This window comes from Paenibacillus sp. FSL K6-1558 (assembly GCF_038002565.1).
Lineage (GTDB): Bacteria > Bacillota > Bacilli > Paenibacillales > Paenibacillaceae > Paenibacillus > Paenibacillus polysaccharolyticus.
In genome coordinates this window covers 5,896,064-5,918,388 of sequence record NZ_JBBOCV010000001.1, presented here as the reverse complement: position 1 = coordinate 5,918,388, position 22,325 = coordinate 5,896,064, and the positions used below count along the sequence as shown (strand labels likewise).

Here is a 22,325-nt window from a genome sequence, read left to right as displayed (position 1 = left end):
TATATACTTTACATTGAAAATAAAGGATTTAACTCTAGATAAACATAATATATATAGTTGGGCGCTTATAAACTTGATAACGCTTCCAAATACGGATGCGAGTAAACCATGAGCGCACCGGATCAAAAAATAAGGAGGATTGCATCTATGCCAAAACGATTTAGAAAAATGCTCGCGTTCCTTTGTTGCTTGGTAATGGTGACCTCGCTAATGCCTACGAGCTACGCTGCCGACAGTGACAACATTGAGAGCTCAGCAGTAACAAATGAAACAAAGGCCGCCATTTTTGGCACTCCCGAACTCGGGTCAAACGACCCACTCTGGAGCCAAACCATGGAACATCACATCAACAAAAGCACGGTGCCCACCGACCCAAGACCCCATGCCACGGGCACAGCTAGAATCCTCTGGGATCACGACTACCTGTATGCCCGTGTAGTTGTGAATGACAGTAATCTATATCAGGGAGCTGGCGGAGATCACCGGTACGACAGCCTGGAGTTTTATGTGGGTACCGGAACCAGTGGCTCTAATCAATGGCGTGTCAGCGCGACGGGTGTGTTTTCAGGGCAGGCCGCTCCTGGCAGAGCTGCATGGACCCAGATTACGGAAACTGGATATATCGTGGAGATGAGAATACCCAAAAGAAACTTGACCTTACAGGAGGGAAAGCTTACCTTTGAGGTCTACATTAATAACTCAACGGAAAACGGCGGTGACCGCTATGAAGTCGTTTCCTCTTTTGGAGTACCCGACGCGGCTTATACTAGCTCTGATTCATTTACAGACAGCCTGCAGCTTATCTCAGCCAATGAAGTGGACACTAGATTATCCATTACCGCAACTGCCGGGCCGGGCGGCTCGATCATGTCGAACCCACCCGGCGATGTGTTTAGAGTAGATCGGGGCTCTAACAAAGAAATAACGTTTACCCCCGATTCCGGTAAAGTTGTGGATACGGTAACGGTAGATGGCGAGATTGTGACTCTATCTTCTAGCTCTTATACCTTTTCGAATATTGAGGCTAACCATACCATTCATGTGACATTCAAGAACGATCCGGACGCAGGGGTACTCCCCTTTATCGTATGGAATGACAACTTTGCCAGCGGGGAGTACACAACGGCTGTCATCATTGACTTAGGCGAGGGAAAGGCGGCGTTAGGCTCCGCGCTTAATCCGGACTTGTTCGCCTTATCGGTTAGGAACACCACCCTGAATGGTGAAGCGGTTACCTTAGAAGGACCACGCAAGATCACAAGGGTATATGCTAATGATGAACCGAAGGTACGCGGCTATGTGGGGCCGGTTAGCAATTCACCAGATTATCAGGACGGACTGGCGAGCGGGCGTTACATCGTGGTTGAGTCTGAGTTTTATTCAGAAAGCGGCGGCAATACAACACTGGACGGCAGCAGTAACTCAACAAAGCAGGTTTACACCCTCAGCCCAAAGGGTGAGATCGTGCTGACAGAGGGGAATGCACTTCACAACGTGGTTTTTGAGCAAGAAAAAGTTGTAAATGCCATCCTTGATAAGTTCACAACCTTCACGGATCATTCGGTCAATCGCTCGCTCTACCTTCATAAGGATGAAGACGGTAACGTGATGAAAGGATTGCCGTTATATGTGTACACCCACGGCATGTCACGCGGCGGCACAAACGCTGCGGCGGACCAAAAAGCGGCCATGAAATCTGCCAACGGCTCCGTCGCTCTAATGAAAAAAATGGCCCAGAATCCCGAAAAATACGCCAGCCACATCCTGAATATTTCCTATAATGGCGTTTCTGTTCCCTCCACACAGAATGTTAAAAAGGTCATTGACGCCTTGATCGCTAGCGGCGAAGTAGATCCTAACCGTATTTATGCAGCAGGCTTCTCCTGGGGCGGGCAGTATACGAACAACTTAGTTAACAGCTATCCCGGCTTCTTCGCTGCTGCCGCACCGATGGCCCCGGTAAGCGGTTCACCGAACGCTAACTCCAATGAGGCACACAATAACTTGGCCTATTGGATGTTTTTAAATGCTCATAATGTTGGTGGCTACCAGACTAACCTCAATAATTACATCAATAACAATATGCCGAAAATGATTAACGCAAGGGCTTCACGCTTTGAAAGTAATGAGGTACTTACGTGGCCTTACAATCAATTTGATCAGCCTAATCTGAGACCTAATCCTGCCAACACACCTGTTCTGGCGGATTATATAGCGCATGAAGTTGAAGCGGCTGTTCTCTACAACGAGATAACGATGGGAACTTGGAGTATAGCTCCCACGGCACAATCCTCTAACTTGCCGGCCTGGAACAATGACTACACAGATGTCTTTGATTGGATGTTCGCACAAAGAAAACCGGCTGCGCCCGGTGCGCCGAGTGGACTCAAGGCGACAGTAGGTGACGGACGGGTCACCTTGAGCTGGTCTGCTCCTGCTGACAACGGTGGTAGCGCGATATTAGGCTATAAGGTATGGTATGGCAACGTACCGCCAGTCACATTGGATGCGGCGGAGACCAAATATACCTTCAATAACCTGACAAACGGCCAAAGCTACAGCTTCAAGATCATCGCGTTGAACGCGAAGGGCGATGGAGCAGAGATCAGTGTGACGGCCATGCTAACAGCGGCGACAACTCCTACCGTGCCTGGTTCTGGTGGAACTTCCGGTAATACAGGCAACATTGGTAACACAAGCAACTCCGACAGTACGGGCACCGGGACAGATAACGGAATATCAAATTCGAACTACACCCTGACTACACCGAAGGATAAACCCGCTGTCACGGACAAAAATGGAATTACCACCCTGCCCGGTGGCGGCAAGATTTCAACCAAAGGCGAGATCGAGATCACGGTACCAGAGGGTACAACGATAGACTCTAACGGTAAGGTGACTATTCCGGCGGACAAGATCGCCCAAGTGACGCTACCTAGCAGCAAAGGCACAGTGACCATTTCTGGTGGATCGACAATCGAAAACGACGGTACGGTCACTGTGGGTGGCAAAGTAGCCAACGTGAACCTGCCAAATGACAATCAATTGCATATCCATGAAGGATCAAAGATCCGGGGCGACGGTACGATATTGATTGGACCGGACGGAGCAAAAGTCGACTTAAACAGCGGCTTGTCGCTAAACATCCGTGAGGCTACGGTGCTTGCATTCAATGATGCCACCTCATTGGGCTTCCTCATACGATCGGGCAATCCTTTTAGGGATACCACCATGGATGACTGGTTCTACAGTAACGTAAATTCCGCTTACACATACAACCTTTTCAACGGCACGACTTCTACATCATTCTCACCTAGCACCGGAATGACACGTGCAATGTTCGTGCAGGTACTAGCCAATCTGGAGAACGTAAAACAAACCGACTATAGGAGTTCCCGCTATAGCGACGTGACGGACGGACAATGGTACACGGCGGCAGTCGAGTGGGCGGCAGAAAAAGGCATAGTCAACGGTTTAAACGCCAATCTGTTTGACCCTAATTCTCAGATGACTCGCGAGCAGATGTTAGTAATCCTTTACAACTACATGCAGTACAAGGGCTATCAAATACCTGAAAGCCAGTCTAAGTCCTTCACGGACGAGAGTGAGATCAGCTCATGGGCATTGGAGGCCGTTAAGGTGATGCGGAGCAACGGTATTGTATTAGGCAATTCGGACAATCTCTTTGCTCCTAAAGCCACTGCTACCCGCTCCGAAGCAGCTACTCTCTTTGTAAGGTTCATCGAACACTCGCATAATTGAAAGCGTGTACAGGATGATACGCTCCTTCTGGCTAAGCAACATACCTAAAGTCCTCCATTGTAGAGGACCATTTTAGAAAACGTCTTTTCTTTCACTTCCGATAAGAAGACAGACTTACGGAGCAATCCATCAAAAAACGCCATCACATTGAAGTGATGGCGTTTCTCTTGAACGGAGCGGTCATTGGATTGAATTCATTAACGCGTAGAAATACTGAGGTTCATGCGTTTTATTAAGACGATACCATGCGTCTAATGTTTCTGGAGAAAATACATCTAGCGCTCCTAAAACATGAACAGAAAATTCAAGTGGAGCTACTCCGGAAGCGGTGATCAGTTTTCCATCCGTAACAGCAACGTCCAATTTGTAATATTCTTCGCCTGTGTAAGACGGACAAATCATTTTAAGATACGCCAGATCATTGCTTGTATGCGAGCGGGAATCTAACATGCCTGCTTGAGCAAGTCCTATGGAAGCTCCGCAAATCGCTCCAACTACGATCCCTTCCTGTAAACACATCTCGGCAAATTTTAATATGGGCCTGTGAATATCCTCTGTCCATGTGTTTCCCCCAGGTAAAATCAATGCATCTACGCTTGTAATGTTGCACTCATCCACTGTAATATCAGGTGTTATTTTCAACCCACCCATTGTAATTACCGGAGTCTTTTCGAGCCCAACAGTAACGATTTGTACTGGAGCCAGTCCCTTTCTAAAGTATCTTCCTGAGTTCAGCTCAGCAGTTAAATAACCTATCTCCCAATCGGACATGCTGTCAAAAACATAAAGATATACTGTGTTTTTCATTTTGAATTTCTCCCCTTTTCTTATCTATCAAGGACTACAATCCATCGATAATCACTGACTATCTCATTATAAAACAGCTTCACTGACATCCGCTGTCAGTGAAGCTATTATTGTTGATAATATTCCATTAACTCTGCTGCAATAGCAACAAGCCTGTCTTTCACACTCTGGGGTTCGATGATTCGAATGGATACACCATAGGATAGAAGAAAATAAGGGACAGAATTATGAATGGATTTTTCCTCAAATAAAAAGATGGCTTGATTAGATGTTCGCTCTTGCAGATGATGGCCTAAAAACCAATGCATGCTTAGTTCGTCTAACGCTTCCGGCCTGCCTTCGATCCTTAAAGAAATTAACCCTTCCTTCCCCACAAGATCAGGTAACAGGTTTTTCATAAAAAAGTCACGGCTAGAAAAAGCTTCAGGACGCTTAAAGATTAGTTGAGTACGCTTGATCATTAAAATCCGATCTACCCGGAAACTTCGTATTTCATTTCTTCGGTGGCAAAATGCAATTGTATACCATTTATTGTTCCAGTAAACGATACCATACGGATCTATCATCCTGTTCTTTGGCTTCTCTTCATGGTTTGTACGGTAATCTATCTCTACAGTGATTTCCTTTTCAACAGCATGCTCCAATTCCGCTAATACGAGCTGACTCGAAGGGCTGGCCATGCGGTTTATCACTTCAAATCCAGATAATTGTTGGTTTAGTGCGCTCTCCTGTTGCTCATTCGAATACATTTTCAACTTGGCTGTCGCATTCTCTAATGTCTCACTCAAGGGGTATCCAGCTTCTTTTGCAAAAACAGCAGCATGAAGAAGTGTCTTTTTTTCTTCCATATCAAATAATAGAGGCGCTCTGATAAAATGATTCAGCAGACTATATCCACCATGATGGCCTGCGTCGGATATGATCGGCACCCCACTAGAACATAGTGCATCAATATACCGATAAACGGTTCTTATATTGACTTCTAGCTTTTCGGATATTTGTTTTGCAGTCAACTTCTCTCCCGAGTTCAACATCCATAGGATGGCTAACATATTATCTTTTTTGGGCATAAAACACCCCTCCCCCATATCATCATAATAGGAATTCCACATACGTCAATTGATTTTCACAAAAACAAAAGAACGGCATCTCTGCCGTTCTTTTTGTCAAACTCTTATGGAGCCTAGGGGGATCGAACCCCTGACCTCATCGCTGCCAGCGATGCGCTCTCCCAGCTGAGCTAAGGCCCCAGGATATAAAATTATATCTTGTCCAGCACTGCTGAAAACTCATTTTTACAGGCGACTTCTATATCATATAAAATCCCTTCTGGACTGTCAACAATCTTTTCTATCGCCGAAATCTTATGGAGAAGAACATTCATGTTACGGGCACACACGGCATGGCATATACCAGATGCAGCTCCGGATTGCTCTTCTCCTTTTCCCCCACTACATTAGTCCTCCAGATCTTCTTTGGACAACAGTGATTTCAGTTCTTTCATGAACATGTTAATGTCTTTGAACTGGCGGTACACCGAAGCAAATCGCACATACGCTACTTCATCGACCGGAAACAGCTGCTCCATTAAAAGCTCACCAATTTGGCGGCTCTCCACTTCAGCCTCGGCTGTGTTACGCAGTGACTTCTCCACTTCGGATACCATCATCTCCAGCGTTTCTACAGAGACCGGACGCTTCTCACACGCACGGATCAAACCACGGAGAATTTTGTCACGGCTGAACTCTTCCCGGCTGCCGTCCTTCTTAATGACAATCAACGGTGTTTCTTCGATCATTTCAAAGGTTGTAAATCTTCTCGCACACTGCTCGCATTCGCGGCGGCGGCGGATGGATTTCGATTCATTCGCTGGTCTGGAGTCCAACACTTTGGTACCTAAATAACCACAATAAGGACATTTCAACTTAGATCACTTCCCACTTTTACTTTTTACCACATATTCCCTGAGCATATCTTGTAATGAAAATCGCATTCGCGACACATAATACTTTTACCAACCCGCGAGGAGGTGAACAGCAATGGCACAAAGCAACGGTAACTCCAACAACTTGGTTGTAACTAAAGCTTCCGCAGCCCTGGAGCAAATGAAATATGAAGTAGCTCAAGAACTCGGAATCAGCATCCCACAAGATGGGTACCAAGGTAACATGACTTCTTACGAGAACGGTTCGATCGGTGGATACATCACGAAGCGTCTGGTAACAATTGCAGAACAGCAATTGGCAGGTCAATACCAATAATCATCTGCATCGTAATACGTTACACAGAGGAGCATGGGGCGGCCGGTACACTACCGGTCTGCTCCGTGCTTCTCCTTATCTTTTTCCGAGCAATCGCTTTAGAACGTATCGTAGATCTTCACATACTGATTATAATAGTAAATAACCCGTTGTACATAGTGGCGTGTCTCGCCAAAAGGAATATCCTTCACCGTTTCAAGCGTGCCATCCCATACACCATTTTTCAACCAGCTGCTGACCTTCCCCGGTCCTGCATTATAAGCGGCAATCATCACAATTTCGTTGCCACCGAACTGGTCTGACAGATTACGCAGATACCATGTCCCCAGTTGAATATTTCGCCCGGGTTCATGTTTCAATTCCTCCAGCGAAGTATCCGGAATTTTGGCTTGTTCCAGAATCCAGTTCGCCGTATCCGGCATGAGCTGCATCAGTCCGATCGCACCACGTTTGGATTCTTTACTGGTCTTGAAATTGGTCTCCACCCTGATAATCGAAGCGATCAGAAACGGATCAACCTCATAACTTTGGGATTGCGCCCGAATCTCTTCCTTATATTCAATCGGATAAAACCAGGCCATCCAGTTCGTATTTAGAAATAATACAAGTACAAAGGAAACAAACATGATCAGCAGTACACGTTTTTTACGCAATATTTTCATAATAAACCCTTATGCGTTAAAAATAATTCAAGCTGCTTCTCCGTCTGAGCCCATGATCCGCTGTTATCAATAACGATATCTGCCCGCTCTTTTTTGCGTTCAATATCCATCTGAGCCGCAATGCGTGCTTCGGCGTCAGCCTGGGTCATCTGATCCCGGTTCATCAGTCGCTCCAGTTGTACTGCTCTAGGTACATATACGACCATAACTTCCGAAAAACCTTCCTCAAGGCCCGACTCGTACAGCAAAGGAATATCCGACACCACCAGCTTGTCCGGATGTTTCAATTCGTATGCAGCCGCTCTCTCACGCATTTCCTTCCGGATCGCCGGATGAGTGATGGCCTCAAGCGCTTTACGTTCCTCAGGGTGCTGAAAAACAATACTCCCTAACTTTTTCCGATTCAGTGTTCCGTCCTCATTCAAGATAGCTTGTCCAAACCGCTGAACAGCGGCAGCCAAAACGGGATGCCCAGGCAACATAACTTCCCGGGCAATAACATCTGCATCGATGAGCAGCGCTCCCTTACTGGCCAGATAGGCGGAAACACTGCTTTTGCCTGTTGCGATTCCGCCCGTTAAGCCTATATTCATCGTCTCACCTCATAACAGCTTTATTACTCCTCAAAACAACTTGAATATTCCCATAATCATTAACAGCAGGGCCGGCAGAACTGAGAGTTTCTGCATCCAGCGCTGTGCTGCAAACCGTAATCCTACCTTCATGCCAAGTGACAGAAATGCCCCACTAAACAAAGCAATCACCAGTGCTGTCCACAGCGTAGGAAATCCAAGCAATGCCGCACCCAGACCTGCACCAAAGGCATCCAGTGACAGCGCAATTCCGAGCCACATCGCTTCCTGTGCGGAGATACTGCCTGAGTTATCCATGTCCGCCTTGGACGGGCTGCGCAAAATTTGAATAACCACACCCAGCTTGCGCAATTCAAGTGTAAATACCATGCGCTCCACCGAACCATCCGTTGGCGAAGGTTGCACTTCCAGAACCATTAATTGATTCTTGCTTCTGGATGAAAGCCCCGATTCCGTTGTTCCATTTTCTTGAAGCAATCTCTCCTGCACCAATTCACTCTCTGCTTCCTCACGTTCTTTGCCCCGCCGCCTGATCAGTTGCAAAAGCGACCACGCACCAATCACAATGAGAATGACAGCCCCCACAATTGAAGCTACTTCTGGGGACACAACATGAGATAAGAGCACACCAACCTGCATAGATAACGCGATTACCAATCCCGAACAAAGCGAAATAATAGCAATGGATAAGAGCGGAATCTTGGTCCTCCGAAGTCCATATGTAATTCCAACTCCAAAACCATCTAAACTCACTGCAAAAGCAAGCGCCAGTAATGAAATAAAATGATGCAGCACCCCGGATTCCTCCCCTGTGCGGTACGTGCCAACTGATGATGTCAGTATGGGTATATGCCCGCTTATTTCTGCCATATCAGTATATGGAGGGAGGAATCCAAGGGTGCTATGATTTCATCATTTCATTGATTCAGTTCTGGTTCGGGAGATCAAAGTCGTTGACAATTCGGGCAAAAGTGCGTCCCACGTCCGCCAACGACACTTTTTTCAATCAATGTGCCGCAGGTATGGCAAGGCTCGGCTTTACGGCCATAAATTTTCAGCTGATGCTGGAACATGCCCATCTCGCCTTGCCCATTAACATATGACTTGATTGAGGAACCTCCTGCATTCACGGCATCCTGTAGCGTAGCCACAATGGCTTCATGCAAAACCTTCAGCTGTGCTTCGGTCAGCGTCTTCGCAATCGTCTCGGGATGTATACCTGCACGGAAGAGAGCCTCGTCCACATAAATATTCCCGATGCCAACCACATATGCCTGATTGAGCAATACAGCTTTAATTTTGGTCGTACGTTTCCCCACTGCAGCGCGGAACGCGTCCACGGTAAAAGCCTCATCCAGTGGTTCCAGTCCAAGCTTCATGAGCGGTTTCGAAACCATCTCTTCACCTGCGCTGAACAGATGCATCGTCCCAAACTGACGAACATCCTTGTATCGCAATTCCGTGCCATCATTGAAGTGGAAGATGACATGAGTGTGTTTCTCCACCTCTTCGTGCTGATGATACACACCATAACGTCCCTCCATCCGCAGATGGGAGACCAGCACAAGCCCGTCCAGCAAAATCCGTAAAAACTTGCCCCGGCGCTCTACACCAATCACGGTATGTCCTGCCAGTTCCAATGCAAATGCTTCTATATCGTCAGGCCGCTGAATAATCCGCGGCAAATTAACGGTAACATGATCAATCGTTTTACCTACAATAAGTTGATTCAACGTTCTTCTGACTGTTTCGACTTCCGGTAGTTCCGGCATGATGTTCTCACCTCCCTTATATTATAACGGAAGATGACGCTCAGCGGGACCCTTTCTTATCTATTTTGCTTCATACCAGTTCTCACCAAAGCTAACCTCAGCTTTGAGCGGCACCGACAGCGGAAGCGCCTTTTCCATCACCGAAGGCACAAGCTCCTTCATCAGCTCCAGTTCATCCGCTGGCACTTCAAAAACGAGCTCATCGTGTACCTGAAGTAACATACGACTCTGTAGCTTACGTTCGCGCAGCGCCTCGTCCATCTGTACCATCGCCAGCTTAATGATATCAGCCGCAGTACCTTGGATCGGTGTGTTCATCGCGGTACGTTCCGCGAAGGAGCGTAGATTGAAATTACTCGCGTTGATTTCGGGCAGATAACGGCGGCGTTCCAGCATCGTTTTCACATAACCGTCCCGGCGTGCATCCTTCACAATATCATCCATATACCGGCGCACACCCTGGAATATTTCAAAATACTGATCGATGAACTGTGCCGCTTCTTTCCGCGTAATGTTCAAGTTTTGCGATAGACCATAATCACTGATTCCGTATACGATTCCGAAGTTAACCGCCTTCGCAGAACGACGCATGTCACTGTCCACATCCTCCGGCTTCACGCCGAATACATCGGAGGCGGTCTTCGTATGGATATCCATATCATGTACAAAAGCTTCCTTCAGACGCTCATCATCTGAAATATGTGCCAGCACACGCAGTTCAATCTGAGAGTAGTCGGCTGCGAGAATAGACCAACCCGGCTCGGACGGTACAAAGACTTTTCGAATTTTGCGTCCTTCTTCCATACGAATCGGAATGTTCTGCAAGTTCGGGAACTGGCTACTCAGTCGTCCTGTTGCTGCAATGGTTTGACGATAGAACGTATGCACCTTGCCATCCCGGTCCGATATCTCTTTCAGCAAACCTTCCACATAAGTGGATTGCAACTTGGCAAGCTGGCGATATTGCAAAATATGCTGCACCACGTCGTTATAAGGAGCCAGCTTTTCCAGCACTTCAGCGTCGGTGGAGTAGCCTGTTTTTGTTTTCTTCACGACAGGCAGGCCCAGCTTGTCAAACAAAATTTCGCCGAGTTGTCTAGGTGAGTTCAGATTAAACTCCGTACCGGACAACTTGTAGATTTCGGCCATCAGCTTGCCGATCTGTCCTTCAAATTCACGGCCAAGGGCTTGTAAGTCTTCTGTATTCGCCTTGATGCCCTGCTTTTCCATGTCGGCAAGAATACGGGATAACGGCATTTCGAGCTCATGGAACAGCGAATTCATCTCATCGCTCTCCATTGCCTGTTCCTGAAGGGGGATAATCGCGGCCAGCGCAGCGGCTTTCCGGCATAAGAAATCACCCAGAACTTCCGCCTCTGGTACTCTGTATTTAGCCCCTTTCCCCAGAACGCTATCGTCTTCAACCAGTGAAGGCAGCCCATACTTGGACGTCAGCCCGCTGATTGTCTGATTCGACTCGGTCGGGTCAAGCAAATAAGCAGCAAGCTGCACATCAAATGATGCACCTGCGAATTCAATGCCATGTGCATGCAAAGCCAAATCCACACGATGCAGATCATATCCACGCTTCGGCTGGTCGGCACTTGCAAGCCATTCCCGAACAGGAGTTGCCGCATCAGACTTTAGTAATTCCGGAGATATGAACGTATATTTCTCCCCGGCACCTACGGCAAGACCAACAAGCTTCGCCTGATGCGGATTGTCACCATGCGTTTCCACATGCAGCACATCGATCGAATCCAACATATCCATCAGATCAGCTATGTTATCTTCTGTTGCAATCGTAGATTCAACCTCAGCCGCCGGAACAGCCTCTTGCTCGGAAGCCACGCTACCGCTAAAGGACAAACGCTCCAGCAATGACTTAAACTCCAGCTTAGCCAGTGCAGGCCCTGCACTAGCTTCTTTCAATCCATCAAACTGCATATCATCCCACGTCTGTTCCAGCGGAACCTCACGGTGAATGGTCGCCAGCTGTTTGCTCATGCGTGCATCTTCGGCATGGGTTTCAATCTTTTCCTTCATCTTGCCTTTCAGTTCACCCGTACCGTTCAGCACCTCTTCCACCGATCCAAACTGGTGCAGCAGCTTCAGCGCCGTTTTCTCCCCAACACCCGGAATACCCGGAATATTATCGGAAGCATCGCCCATCAGACCTTTCAGATCGATAATCTGTAGTGGTGTCAGACCGTAACGTTCCTTAATCTGTGCCGGGTCGTACAGTTCAATCTCCGTAACCCCTTTACGCGTCAGCCCGATATGTACATGCTCGGAAGCAAGTTGCAACATATCCTTGTCACCCGATACAACGAGAACCTGTCTGCCTGCATCATCCGCGCGTTTGGTCAGCGTTCCGATAATATCATCCGCCTCGAAACCAGCCAGTTCAAACTGCGCGATCCCGAGGCCTTGCAATAGTTCTTTGAGCAAAGGAAACTGCTCGGACAACTCCGGCGGTGTTTTTTCCCGTCCACCCTTGTATTCCTGATACCCTTCATGACGGAACGTCACTTTGCCCGCATCAAACGCCACCATCACATGTGTAGGCTTGTGTTCTTCCAGCAAGCGAAGCAGCATCGTCGTAAATCCGTACACCGCATTGGTGTGCAGACCTTTCGAATTGGTCAGGGGAGGCATTGCAAAAAATGCCCGATAAATAATGCTATTTCCATCTATAAGAATAAACTTGTCCATTCCAGCACCTCGCGTATCATATGGTCAGACTGTACTTACATACCTACTCTCATGATACCATACCTGCCACCTACATCAAAAAAACTTCACACCCCTTCTCACCACATTTCTTCCGCAAAAAAAGAACCTCCTTCCCAGTCAGCCTGTGCACAGGCCAGCCGGAAGAAAGTTCTCTCATTTCGATCATCAACTCTGATCTTGTATGTGCATGTTTCATTGCTTGTGCAGCAGTGCCTGCCCAGAACAACTTATTGATTCAGGTCCGGACGCTGACCTGTGACCAGATACACCGTGCTCTCACCGATGTTGGTCGCATGATCACCAATACGTTCAATGTAACGCCCAACCATCAAGAGCAACATAGCCTGAGATGCATTCGTTGGATGTTCAGTCATTAATGTGTAGAGATCACGAATCATGTTGCTGTACAACTGATCGACTTGATCATCGGTTTGTGCCATTTTATAGGCCAGATCCGTATTTTCTTTCAAATAGGACTCTATGGACTCATCAATCATGGATTTTACCACTTCCGCCATACGCGGGATATCCACCAGCGGCTTGATCAGCTCTTGACCTTCCATACGAATCGTTACCTTCGCCACGTCGAGGGCCAGATCCCCCATACGCTCCAAGTCACTGGAGATTTTGAAGGCCACGATAATACGTCTTAAATCCTTCGCAACGGGCTGCTGTGTAATAATCAGCTTGGAGCCCAGCTCCATGATTTTGTCCTCAAGGGCATTGAGATTCGCATCATTCTTAATGATGATCTGAGCTTTCTCTACATTCAATGTCTGCAAACTCTCAATCGCACCGTCCAAGGCATTTCCTACATGTTCCCCCATTTGTTTCAGCAGGGAGCGCAGTTCTTCCAGCTCTTGATCAAATTCTTTTCTGCGAATCATAGATTTCATGTCCTCCTTCTCCATCATCTCCGGGTAAGCCGGGATCATCCTGTTCAGCTCGCCTTAACCAAACCGACCGGATATATAGTCCTCGGTCCGGGAATCTTGCGGTGTGGAGAATAACGTCTCCGTATCAGCTGCCTCCACCACTTCACCATTCAGGAAAAATACCGTTCGTCCAGATACTCGTGCTGCCTGATGCATGTTGTGAGTAACCATGACGATGGTATATTTATGATGCAACTCTTTGACCAATTCCTCGATTTTCAGCGTGGAGATCGGGTCCAGCGCCGAAGTTGCTTCGTCCATCAACAACACATCCGGCTGTACAGCCAGTGCACGTGCGATGCACAGACGTTGTTGCTGTCCGCCAGACAGGCTTAACGCCGATTTTTTCAGCACATCCTTCACTTCATCCCACAATGCCGCATGAACCAGACTCTGTTCGACGAGTTTATCCAGTTCTGCTTTTTGGGTTACGCCGTGCAGACGTGGTCCGTACGCCACATTGTCATAGATCGATTTTGGAAAAGGATTCGGCTGTTGGAATACCATTCCTACCCGTTTGCGCAGCGTCTCCACTTCAATTTCATTACTGTAAATATCCGAACCGTTCAGCATAACTTGTCCTTCCACACGAACACCCGGAATCATGTCATTCATCCGGTTCAACGTGCGGAGCAATGTCGATTTACCGCAGCCTGACGGCCCGATAAACGCTGTGACGGTTTTCTCCGGCAGATCCATCGATATATTTTTAAGCGCGTGATGCGTATCATAGTATAAATTAAGTCCATCAATGTGAATGAGGTCTTTCATGGATGCTCACTTCTCCTTCGTTGCAGGGATCATCGGATTCCCTTTACGTTGAGACCGGCGTTCATATTCTCTACCAATCAGCACAGTCATCTTTAATATCCTAACGTAACATTGTAAAAACAGTACCACCTTCATGTTAACGGAATGTAAAAACACCTGAAGAAGACCTAGTCCGTTATACAACGTCCCAGGTCTCTCTTTTTTAATCTGCGCGATTTCCGTTATACGCTGTGCCTCGGTTGTGCTTTAGTTCACAGCTCGGAATGATCCGTAATCATGGCCTTCAGCTTCAACTGGATATTCTCTGCGACCCTGCCAGCTTCCCCGCCTTCAGCAGCAATGGTCTCCACGATGCAGGACAAAGCTTTTACCGCATGATTTAACTTCCCAAACGCTGCCGCACCTTCCTGCACAACCTGCGCACTCTCATCGATTTCAGTACCACTCGCCTGAATGAGGGATACGGTCTGCTGGGTTAAACGTTCAATATCCTGAAGCAATACGGTCATGCTTCCAGCCACTTCTCGTGTCTGTTTGGCAAGTGCCCGGATCTCTCCGGCAACAATCTGGAACCCCCGGCCGTATTCTCCGGCATGCGCAGCCTCTATCGATGCATTCAGTGCTAGCAACCCACTCTGATCCGCCAGCGTTCGAATGGAACGTGCCATACCCGCACCTGTTTTGATGGATTCGAGCATCTGACTTGCGTGTTTGCCCTGATCCCCCATATGCTCATGAACCTGAAGGTAGGAAGACTCAACTTGACGCAGACGCCCTTCTCCCTCATTTGACAAGAGGATAACTTGCCCTGCTTCCTGTACGGTCTGATTCGCCGCTTGAACCAGTTTGGTTACAGCCGCATGAATGCGTGAAATTTCCTGTCCACTCTCCGTCACGGTGCATATGCGATCTGCGGATGCCTTCTGCTGAAGTTTACGAGAAAGCGACATCACATCACGGATCGTCAGTACACCAAGCAAGCAATCCTGCTCCGTTACGAGCAGGCAGTCATAGAAATGATCCTCATCCCGCCGAAGCGCGGCATCAATAATAGCTGCGGGGTCCATATGTATATCTACAATAACCGGTGATGCGTTAGCTACATTCATAATCGGTTTACGATAAAATAAGTCCGCTGCGAACCTTCCGTTCAGTAAACGATACAAGTTCTCACGCATCAATAATCCTATCGGTTTCATGTGTTCATCACAGAGCACAATACATGGATGCTCCAGTCCATCACTTAACATCGCCGCAGCCTCTCCGCAAGTAGTATCTCCCCTAGCTATAGGCACCTGACGGAAATATTCAGTCAAAGAAACGGCATGTTCCTCCTGAACTTCACTTGTTGATTCGTCCGATTCCAACTCAGGCACGAACGATGTTTCTTCCCCTTTTTGTAAACTAACATCCAGATTCTCAGGTCTAGCCTCTAACAACATGGGCATAATTACACATTCTCCTTTACGTGCTAGCTCCGCCCTAAGGTGGGTTTTTAGGTACAAAGTATCACTTGGATAACCTTATCCTACTCCCCGTAAATGAAGAAAAATCTTCCTTTGTGTAAAAAGGAGGTAAAATAAAACTCCCCGATCATTTAACTAGAATGATGGGGAGTTTTTCTTTTGACAACCAATTTATAACCTACGCCGCGGATGGAATCGATATGAACGGATTCAGGGTCAAGTTCCAGCTTTTTACGTAATGAGCTGACGTGCACATCTACGGTTCGCTGGCCTCCGATATAATCAAAACCCCAGACCGCATTCATCAGATCATCCCGGGTCAGCACCACGCCAGGTTTTTTAGCGAGATATAATAGGACTTCGAACTCCTTCGGACGTAAGCTAATCGATTGTCCTCCCAGAGTCACTTCATACTTCAACGGATAAATTTCAAGTTCACCAAGAATAATACGTGAGCCGTCTTTATCCTCAGGCTGCGGTAAATCGTCGCCATTCGAGTAACGTCTGAGTACCGCATCTACACGTGCCAAAAGCTCGGATACACCAAACGGTTTCGTAATGTAATCATCTGCACCCGATTTCAGCCCTTGCACAACCTCGGCTTCACCGTTCTTGGCGGTAAGAATAATGACAGGAGTGCTTACTCCCTGAATACGCAGTTTGTTCAAAATATCCAGACCATTCATGCCTGGCAGCATCAGATCCAGTAGAATCAAATCGAAATCCTGAGACAAGGCCCGGTCATATCCTGCTGACCCATGATCCTCTGCCGTTACGTCATAACCTTCCTGTGTCAGGTTATACGTAAGTAATCTCGATAATGTCGGTTCATCTTCAATAACCAGCAAACGCTGTGCCATGATACCCCTTCTCTCTTCATAGGTTGTCTGTTGCCACAACACTTTTTCTATCATAGCACTAATTTGTTAACGCTGTGTAAAGCAAATGGCTCATTTTACATTTTGCTTCTCTAAGCCTACCTTTTTCTTTCCAAAGTAAAACTAGACTTCTTCTTCTTGAATTAAAGGCAGGATTACCCGGAAGGTGCTTCCCATCCCTAGTTCACTTTCGACCGACAATTTACCATGATGAAGCTCCACCAGGTGTTTAACGATAGAGAGTCCAAGTCCTGTTCCTCCCGAATTCCGTGATCGGCCTTTGTCTACACGGTAGAAACGTTCAAAGATTCGCGGCAAATCCTTCTTGGGAATACCAATTCCCGTGTCGGACACCGAGAAAACTACCTGCTCTTCCTCACTCGTCTGATCCATCTTCACCTGGAGTTTCACCCTTCCACCCTCAGGTGTATAGTTAATGCCGTTGGATAACAGATTAATGAAAATCTGCTTCATTTTGTCCTCATCCGCTTCAATATACAGTTCCTCCGGTACATTCATTTCCAGACGAATCTGCTTTTTCTCCGCTACCTTGGACAAAGTTCCAAGCACCATTTCGAAGAAGGAATGCACATGCACTGGTGAACATTCCAGCGGTGCACGTTTCGATTCAATCTTGGACAACTCCAGAATATCTCCAATCAAGCGGTTTAGTCGATCACCTTCATCATAAATAATCTGCAGGAAAGAACGTTCCGTTTCCTTATCCTGTACACCGCCGCTTAGTAAGGTTTCTGCAAATCCCTTCACTGCTGCCACAGGTGTTTTGAGTTCATGAGAGACATTGGCCACAAACTCGCTACGCATGGATTCCAATCTGCGAATCGCAGTTACATCCTGTAACAGGAATAACATTCCCCGATATCCGCCATTGTCTTCTGACATCGGTACACCATCCAGCCTTATCAACCGTTCTTCAGGGTTAAATACACTTACTTCTTCGTGCATCCGTTCCTGATTAGCTACGCTCTCTTCAATCGTGCGTGTCAGCTCGTAATGCCGCTTGAGTTCCGTGTAAGGTCTTCCTGTAACCTTCACGGCCTGAATACCGAGCATACGCTCTGCTTCCCGATTAACCAGTGCAATCGATTGCGTTGCATCAATCATGACGATCCCGCCCGTCATATTCGCCAACACACTTTGAAGCAATGCTTCATTGTCCCGAATCGTTTTGAGCTGGGACTGCAGACTGTCTGCCATGCCGTTAATCGCCAGACCCAATTGGCCGATCTCGTCCCTGCGCGTTACTTTTACTCTGGCATCGTACTCCAGCTTTGTAATCCGGTGTGCCACTTTGGTAATATGCTCAATGGGCGACGTTAGACCTCTAGCTACCCGGTAACTGACAAATGCCACAATGAGAAAAAGCAGGCCCAGGGCAGCAAACATAATCATCCATCCGCGTTGGAGTCCTTGATCCACCGCTTGCAAACTCATAGACAGACGAATAAAACCGTCGAATTTGCCACTTGGCATTTCAATCATGTCACTTTGATCCGAATTAACAGGCAGCGCGACATACAGCATGTCCTGCCCTAACGTTGCACTATATCGGATGGACTGTCCAAAAGTCCCTTCCGTAGCCGTCCGGATCTCTTCGCGATTCAGGTGATTATCCATTGTCGCAGGGTCACTCTCGGAATCGCCGATGACGACACCGTCTTTATTGATAAAAGTTACTCGCGAGTCTGTTAGACGATCCAGTTCCAGCGCTCGGTCCGAGTAATATTTCCGAGTTTCCGCTGATGTCGGTTTGGAAGCATCATGAAAAGGGAATGTCGCTTTTAACAAATTAATTTCACGCACCATCGTTTGTTCCAGTGCGGCGATATGAGTAGTCTTGAAAACTCTGCCCATCGTATATCCGGCTACAATGACGGATACGCCAATGAGTACCATCATGATTAGAGCGAGGCGAATGCGAAACGGTCTCATTAATCTCTTCCTTCTGTTATATTTTGGTCCGTTGAACAACAAGACAATTTACATAACCACTCTGATGACAGAATAACCTTCCAATCCCTGTTATCTTCAGGTTTTTTCTGTCCTCACCGTTCATATGTAAATGAGTAAATTCAAATGATGAAAACAAACCATTATTTATCCATTTAGTTCGTTGCGGTCACCGCGTGTCGTTGGATGTGATATAACTAGAAATTCCACATCTTGTGCACTTCGATTTTGCATCTGATGGGGTGCTCCCGGCGGGATTTCGATGCCTTCATGTGTTTCCAGCACATAGGTCTCTCCATTCAGCTCCATACAAGCCTCACCGCTAAGAACAAAAAAGAATTGGCGACTCTTCACATGTACATGCCTTGTTTCTGTCGTGCCTGCGGGCATTCGCTCATGAATCACACTAAGTGTCTCTCCCTGAACCAGATGCCAACCATCACACTGAGTCCCCCATATATAATGCGCTGCCTCTTGTTTGCTAATCTTCATATGAGTGCCTCCCGAATATGTTATCCGGTTTATCATATCACATCTAATGAGATATCTTTCCATGTAAAATGAGCAATAAATCTGCCTTCTTCCCCTCTGACTCACCCCATTGCTTTAAAGTCAGACCTGTACAAGGTATCATAAATATATCAACGCAGATACAGACTTTTGTAAATCACATCTTACAATAGATAGGACTTCAACCTGCCTCCCCTGTTCGGAACCCTCTTCTTATTTGAAAAAAATATATAAAGAAAGACGGGACGCCACTATGCTTTAGCGTCCCGTCTTTCTCTTCTCAATACAGCAACTATCCTCGCCCGTTCCGCAATGCCATTTGCACGGTGCATCACCTAGCCGTTAACGACTTCGCCGCCGTTCACATGCATCACCTGTCCGCTGACATAAGAAGAGTCATCAGAAGCGAGGTACACATAAGCTGGTGCCAATTCATCCGGCTGTCCTGGACGTTTCATCGGTTGCGTGGCTCCGAATTCACTTACTTTTTTCTCATCAAATGTCGAAGGAATCAAGGGTGTCCAGATCGGACCAGGAGCTACGGCGTTCACACGAATCCCCTTTTCAATCAGATTCATCGACAATGAACGGGTGAAGGATGTAATTGCCCCTTTGGTTGACGAATAATCCAGTAACGTCGGGCTTCCCCGATAAGCGGTTATCGATGTTGTGTTAATGACGGTGCTACCTTGTTTCAGATGTGGCATAGCCGCCTGTGTAACATAAAACATTCCAAAGATGTTGGTACGGAATGTTTTTTCCAGTTGCTCTGGCGTAATATCCTCCAGGTTTTGTTGCGGATGTTGCTCAGCCGCATTGTTAACCACAATGTCGAGTTTGCCAAGTTCATCGACCGTTTGTTGAACACTTTTCTTCGCAAAATTCACATCACCGATGTCACCTGCGATAAGCACACACTTGCGCCCTTCCTGCTCCACCTGACGTTTCGTTTCCTTGGCGTCCTCATGCTCACTCAGATATACAATCGCCACATCGGCGCCTTCCTTGGCATACGTAACAGCAACAGCCCGTCCAATTCCGCTGTCTCCTCCCGTAATCAAAGCCACTTTGTCCAATAGTTTGCCTGCTGCCTTATACTGCGCCCTCTCGAATTCAGGCTTGGGATTCATCTTGGATTCAATTCCCGGACGCTGATCCTGATGTTGTGCAGGCATCGTTTGTTGTTTTTGCTGGGTAGTACTTGACATTGTACCTTCTCCTTTCAAAATGAACATGTTTGATTTTAAGAAGACTTGGACACAAATAACATGCTTCCTTGTCTCTCATTCGTCATAACTCTCATTAGTCTCATTCTGTAGGATGGCATGAACCGACCAGATTATTCTTCTACTGGACAGCAATGCGAACCCTCATAATTACTGTCATTCCTTATTTACCACATATATGGAAATCCAAACTTTGTATTTCGTCACCATCTGCATTTGTGAATATTCGAAATTTTTTCGAAATTGACCTGTTTCATCATACAAATGGTGTTCCTAAGCAGATAGGGCTGATGTACAATGTACAGTGTGGAGATTATATTCATCTTTTTTTAAGTCACCTAGCGTGATTAGCAGCATCATCTCATTTGCTTCAATACGACAACAATCTAATTTGACATGGAGATCTGAACATGGAATCGCATATTACTACTTACATTACACTTGTGACCACGTCAGCCGTGCTGAATCTGTTTCTGTGTATGTATACGTACTTCAGAAGAGCCCATTTTCCAAATGCCAACATCTTTATCCTGTACACGGCTTCCCTGTCCGTATATACCTTCGGATATGCCATTGGTCTCGCCAGTAATACACTGGAACAGATGAAGTTCTGGAATATCGTCCAATATATTGGTATGCCGATCTCTGCACCGCTTGGCCTGCTTCTCATGATTCATTACACTGGAAAAAAGTTGTCTAAATGGCTGACGTCAGCCTTATTCATCATTCCTTCCATTACCGTCTTTCTGGTTGCTACGAATGATTGGCATCATCTCTATTACAAAAGAGTATGGTTACGTGAGGATAGCACAGTCCCCGTCATGGCGATGGATATTGGTCAATGGTATGTTGTCCATGGTGCATTTACGTTCTCCTGCCTTTTATGTGCTGGCCTTATCTTAATTGGGCAATGGCGTCACACCAAAAAGATGTACCGTCGTCAACTGCTTACGTTAATTGTGTCGCAGATTATTCCGATGGTTGCTGCATTTGTGTACTTACTTGGCGTGACTCCGTTTGGCCTCGACCCAGTTCCCGTTCTGATGTGTGTTACATCGGCTATGTATATCTGGGCTATTCTGTCCTCCAGACTGTTAACCATTGTACCGATCGCCAAAGAAAGTATTTTTGAAAGTATGCGCGAAGGGGTTCTTGTGCTGGATAGTTCCTATCGTCTTGTCGATTTCAACAGATCCCTAAGACTGATGTTACCTGACATTGAAACATCGATGGTTGGGCAACCCTTGAATGACATCTGGCTTCGTCTTGCAGGAGAGACCTTTCCCGTTGAATATGAAAGAGAAGGGCTGCAAACCGACTTGTACTGGCAATTAAACGGAGAAACCGTCTGTTACCAAGTCAGGACGTCTTATGTATTTAACAAAAATCCTCAAGTTGTCGGTATTCTCATTATGCTAATCGACATTACCGAACAACGTTTTTTACAAGAACAATTGAAACAACTAGCTTATTTCGATGGTTTAACCAAAATATACAATCGGACTCAATTTTTAAACAAAGGAAGAGAATGGCTTCAAGAAGCCCGGCTTAATTTTCACCCCGTCTCTTTTATCTTGTTTGACATTGACCATTTCAAGCGTATCAACGACACGTACGGTCATGATGCGGGTGACCAAGCCATCGTTCATGTTGTATCCGTGTGCAATCGTTATTTAAACAGTGAAATGTTATTCGCCCGTTACGGCGGAGAGGAATTCGTTATCGCTTTGCCGAACATGGTACTCCAGGAAGCATATACTCTTGCAGAGCAGTTGCGAATGGCTTTGTTAAATCAACCGCTCAACCTAGAGGGCAAGTCCATTCCGGTCACCGCCAGCTTTGGTGTCTCCCAAACGGTTGGCGAGTCGGATACCCTGGAATCTTTGCTACGTGACGCCGATCACGCCTTGTATGAGTCCAAACGGAATGGCCGAAATGCAGTACGAGTTTATGGTGCCGGTGTTAGCTAATGATG

18 protein-coding genes and 1 tRNA gene are annotated in these 22,325 nt (G+C 46.8%); 3 read left to right on the top strand and 16 right to left on the bottom strand.

Annotation, left to right across the window (positions count from 1 at the left end; all coding sequences use genetic code 11):
- Nucleotides 1-147: 147 nt before the first annotated feature.
- Nucleotides 148-3,762, top strand: a complete 3,615-nt coding sequence (locus tag MHI38_RS25795) for an S-layer homology domain-containing protein (RefSeq protein ID WP_341181845.1) — start codon at nucleotides 148-150, stop codon at nucleotides 3,760-3,762.
- Nucleotides 3,763-3,942: 180 nt separating this feature from the next.
- On the opposite strand, the gene MHI38_RS25790 is transcribed toward MHI38_RS25795, so the two are convergent.
- The 4 genes from MHI38_RS25790 to nrdR all read right to left on the bottom strand — a co-directional run bounded on the left by MHI38_RS25790 (nucleotide 3,943) and on the right by nrdR (nucleotide 6,493).
- Complete coding sequence (locus MHI38_RS25790) at nucleotides 3,943-4,569, bottom strand: type 1 glutamine amidotransferase family protein (protein WP_154886718.1); 627 nt, start codon at nucleotides 4,567-4,569, stop codon at nucleotides 3,943-3,945.
- A gap of 107 nt (nucleotides 4,570-4,676) precedes the next feature.
- Nucleotides 4,677-5,639: a WYL domain-containing protein gene (locus MHI38_RS25785; protein WP_154886720.1), complete on the bottom strand. Its 963-nt coding sequence runs from the start codon at nucleotides 5,637-5,639 to the stop codon at nucleotides 4,677-4,679.
- Nucleotides 5,640-5,746: 107 nt separating this feature from the next.
- Nucleotides 5,747-5,819, bottom strand: a tRNA-Ala gene (locus MHI38_RS25780).
- Nucleotides 5,820-6,025: 206 nt separating this feature from the next.
- Nucleotides 6,026-6,493, bottom strand: a complete 468-nt coding sequence (nrdR, locus tag MHI38_RS25775) for a transcriptional regulator NrdR (RefSeq protein ID WP_090920285.1) — start codon at nucleotides 6,491-6,493, stop codon at nucleotides 6,026-6,028.
- Nucleotides 6,494-6,608: 115 nt separating this feature from the next.
- Here nrdR and MHI38_RS25770 point away from each other — a divergent pair, with 115 nt between their 5' ends.
- Nucleotides 6,609-6,830, top strand: a complete 222-nt coding sequence (locus tag MHI38_RS25770) for an alpha/beta-type small acid-soluble spore protein (RefSeq protein WP_017689472.1) — start codon at nucleotides 6,609-6,611, stop codon at nucleotides 6,828-6,830.
- Nucleotides 6,831-6,928: 98 nt separating this feature from the next.
- Here MHI38_RS25770 and MHI38_RS25765 read toward each other — a convergent pair whose 3' ends face one another.
- The 12 genes from MHI38_RS25765 to MHI38_RS25710 form a co-directional block, all read right to left on the bottom strand.
- Nucleotides 6,929-7,492, bottom strand: coding sequence for a lytic transglycosylase domain-containing protein (locus MHI38_RS25765; protein WP_090920282.1), 564 nt, complete (start codon nucleotides 7,490-7,492; stop codon nucleotides 6,929-6,931).
- Nucleotides 7,489-8,085: a dephospho-CoA kinase gene (gene coaE, locus MHI38_RS25760; protein ID WP_154886723.1), complete on the bottom strand. Its 597-nt coding sequence runs from the start codon at nucleotides 8,083-8,085 to the stop codon at nucleotides 7,489-7,491. Before coaE ends, MHI38_RS25765 begins: the two co-directional genes overlap by 4 nt.
- A 30-nt stretch (nucleotides 8,086-8,115) precedes the next feature.
- On the bottom strand, nucleotides 8,116-8,880 hold the full coding sequence (locus MHI38_RS25755) for a manganese efflux pump (RefSeq protein ID WP_186809562.1): 765 nt from the start codon (nucleotides 8,878-8,880) through the stop codon (nucleotides 8,116-8,118).
- Between the two features lie 149 nt (nucleotides 8,881-9,029).
- Complete coding sequence (mutM, locus tag MHI38_RS25750) at nucleotides 9,030-9,857, bottom strand: DNA-formamidopyrimidine glycosylase (RefSeq protein WP_154886727.1); 828 nt, start codon at nucleotides 9,855-9,857, stop codon at nucleotides 9,030-9,032.
- A gap of 60 nt (nucleotides 9,858-9,917) precedes the next feature.
- On the bottom strand, nucleotides 9,918-12,572 hold the full coding sequence (gene polA / locus MHI38_RS25745; RefSeq protein ID WP_341181844.1) for a DNA polymerase I: 2,655 nt from the start codon (nucleotides 12,570-12,572) through the stop codon (nucleotides 9,918-9,920).
- Nucleotides 12,573-12,820: 248 nt separating this feature from the next.
- Nucleotides 12,821-13,480, bottom strand: coding sequence for a phosphate signaling complex protein PhoU (gene phoU / locus MHI38_RS25740; protein WP_090920525.1), 660 nt, complete (start codon nucleotides 13,478-13,480; stop codon nucleotides 12,821-12,823).
- Between the two features lie 63 nt (nucleotides 13,481-13,543).
- Entirely contained in the window at nucleotides 13,544-14,299 is a 756-nt protein-coding gene (gene pstB, locus MHI38_RS25735) for a phosphate ABC transporter ATP-binding protein PstB (RefSeq protein WP_090920265.1), read from the bottom strand.
- 251 nt (nucleotides 14,300-14,550) lie between these two features.
- On the bottom strand, nucleotides 14,551-15,747 hold the full coding sequence (locus tag MHI38_RS25730) for a methyl-accepting chemotaxis protein (protein WP_154886731.1): 1,197 nt from the start codon (nucleotides 15,745-15,747) through the stop codon (nucleotides 14,551-14,553).
- 149 nt (nucleotides 15,748-15,896) lie between these two features.
- Nucleotides 15,897-16,625 (bottom strand): response regulator transcription factor, encoded by a 729-nt coding sequence (locus MHI38_RS25725; protein WP_090920260.1) that lies wholly within the window; start codon nucleotides 16,623-16,625, stop codon nucleotides 15,897-15,899.
- Between the two features lie 141 nt (nucleotides 16,626-16,766).
- A complete protein-coding gene (pnpS, locus tag MHI38_RS25720) occupies nucleotides 16,767-18,596 on the bottom strand; it encodes a two-component system histidine kinase PnpS (protein ID WP_154886733.1) in 1,830 nt (609 codons plus the stop codon).
- A gap of 165 nt (nucleotides 18,597-18,761) precedes the next feature.
- Nucleotides 18,762-19,106 carry a cupin domain-containing protein gene (locus MHI38_RS25715; protein WP_154886735.1) on the bottom strand — a complete coding sequence of 115 codons (345 nt, stop codon included), beginning with the start codon at nucleotides 19,104-19,106 and terminating at the stop codon, nucleotides 18,762-18,764.
- A 353-nt stretch (nucleotides 19,107-19,459) separates the two neighbouring features.
- Nucleotides 19,460-20,332 carry an SDR family oxidoreductase gene (locus MHI38_RS25710; RefSeq protein ID WP_186811654.1) on the bottom strand — a complete coding sequence of 291 codons (873 nt, stop codon included), beginning with the start codon at nucleotides 20,330-20,332 and terminating at the stop codon, nucleotides 19,460-19,462.
- 428 nt (nucleotides 20,333-20,760) lie between these two features.
- Here MHI38_RS25710 and MHI38_RS25705 point away from each other — a divergent pair, with 428 nt between their 5' ends.
- Nucleotides 20,761-22,320 carry a histidine kinase N-terminal 7TM domain-containing protein gene (locus tag MHI38_RS25705; RefSeq protein ID WP_154886739.1) on the top strand — a complete coding sequence of 520 codons (1,560 nt, stop codon included), beginning with the start codon at nucleotides 20,761-20,763 and terminating at the stop codon, nucleotides 22,318-22,320.
- Nucleotides 22,321-22,325: the final 5 nt, after the last annotated feature.

Bases quoted from the DNA above. Each gene is read 5' to 3' on its own strand.
- MHI38_RS25795 (WP_341181845.1), top strand. From the start codon at position 148: ATGCCAAAACGATTTAGAAAAATGCTCGCGTTCCTTTGTTGCTTGGTA.
- MHI38_RS25790 (WP_154886718.1), bottom strand. From the start codon at position 4,569: ATGAAAAACACAGTATATCTTTATGTTTTTGACAGCATGTCCGATTGG.
- MHI38_RS25785 (WP_154886720.1), bottom strand. From the start codon at position 5,639: ATGCCCAAAAAAGATAATATGTTAGCCATCCTATGGATGTTGAACTCG.
- MHI38_RS25770 (WP_017689472.1), top strand. From the start codon at position 6,609: ATGGCACAAAGCAACGGTAACTCCAACAACTTGGTTGTAACTAAAGCT.
- MHI38_RS25765 (WP_090920282.1), bottom strand. From the start codon at position 7,492: ATGAAAATATTGCGTAAAAAACGTGTACTGCTGATCATGTTTGTTTCC.
- coaE (WP_154886723.1), bottom strand. From the start codon at position 8,085: ATGAATATAGGCTTAACGGGCGGAATCGCAACAGGCAAAAGCAGTGTT.
- mutM (WP_154886727.1), bottom strand. From the start codon at position 9,857: ATGCCGGAACTACCGGAAGTCGAAACAGTCAGAAGAACGTTGAATCAA.
- polA (WP_341181844.1), bottom strand. From the start codon at position 12,572: ATGGACAAGTTTATTCTTATAGATGGAAATAGCATTATTTATCGGGCA.
- phoU (WP_090920525.1), bottom strand. From the start codon at position 13,480: ATGATTCGCAGAAAAGAATTTGATCAAGAGCTGGAAGAACTGCGCTCC.
- pstB (WP_090920265.1), bottom strand. From the start codon at position 14,299: ATGAAAGACCTCATTCACATTGATGGACTTAATTTATACTATGATACG.
- MHI38_RS25730 (WP_154886731.1), bottom strand. From the start codon at position 15,747: ATGCCCATGTTGTTAGAGGCTAGACCTGAGAATCTGGATGTTAGTTTA.
- MHI38_RS25725 (WP_090920260.1), bottom strand. From the start codon at position 16,625: ATGGCACAGCGTTTGCTGGTTATTGAAGATGAACCGACATTATCGAGA.
- pnpS (WP_154886733.1), bottom strand. From the start codon at position 18,596: ATGAGACCGTTTCGCATTCGCCTCGCTCTAATCATGATGGTACTCATT.
- MHI38_RS25715 (WP_154886735.1), bottom strand. From the start codon at position 19,106: ATGAAGATTAGCAAACAAGAGGCAGCGCATTATATATGGGGGACTCAG.
- MHI38_RS25710 (WP_186811654.1), bottom strand. From the start codon at position 20,332: ATGTCAAGTACTACCCAGCAAAAACAACAAACGATGCCTGCACAACAT.
- MHI38_RS25705 (WP_154886739.1), top strand. From the start codon at position 20,761: ATGGAATCGCATATTACTACTTACATTACACTTGTGACCACGTCAGCC.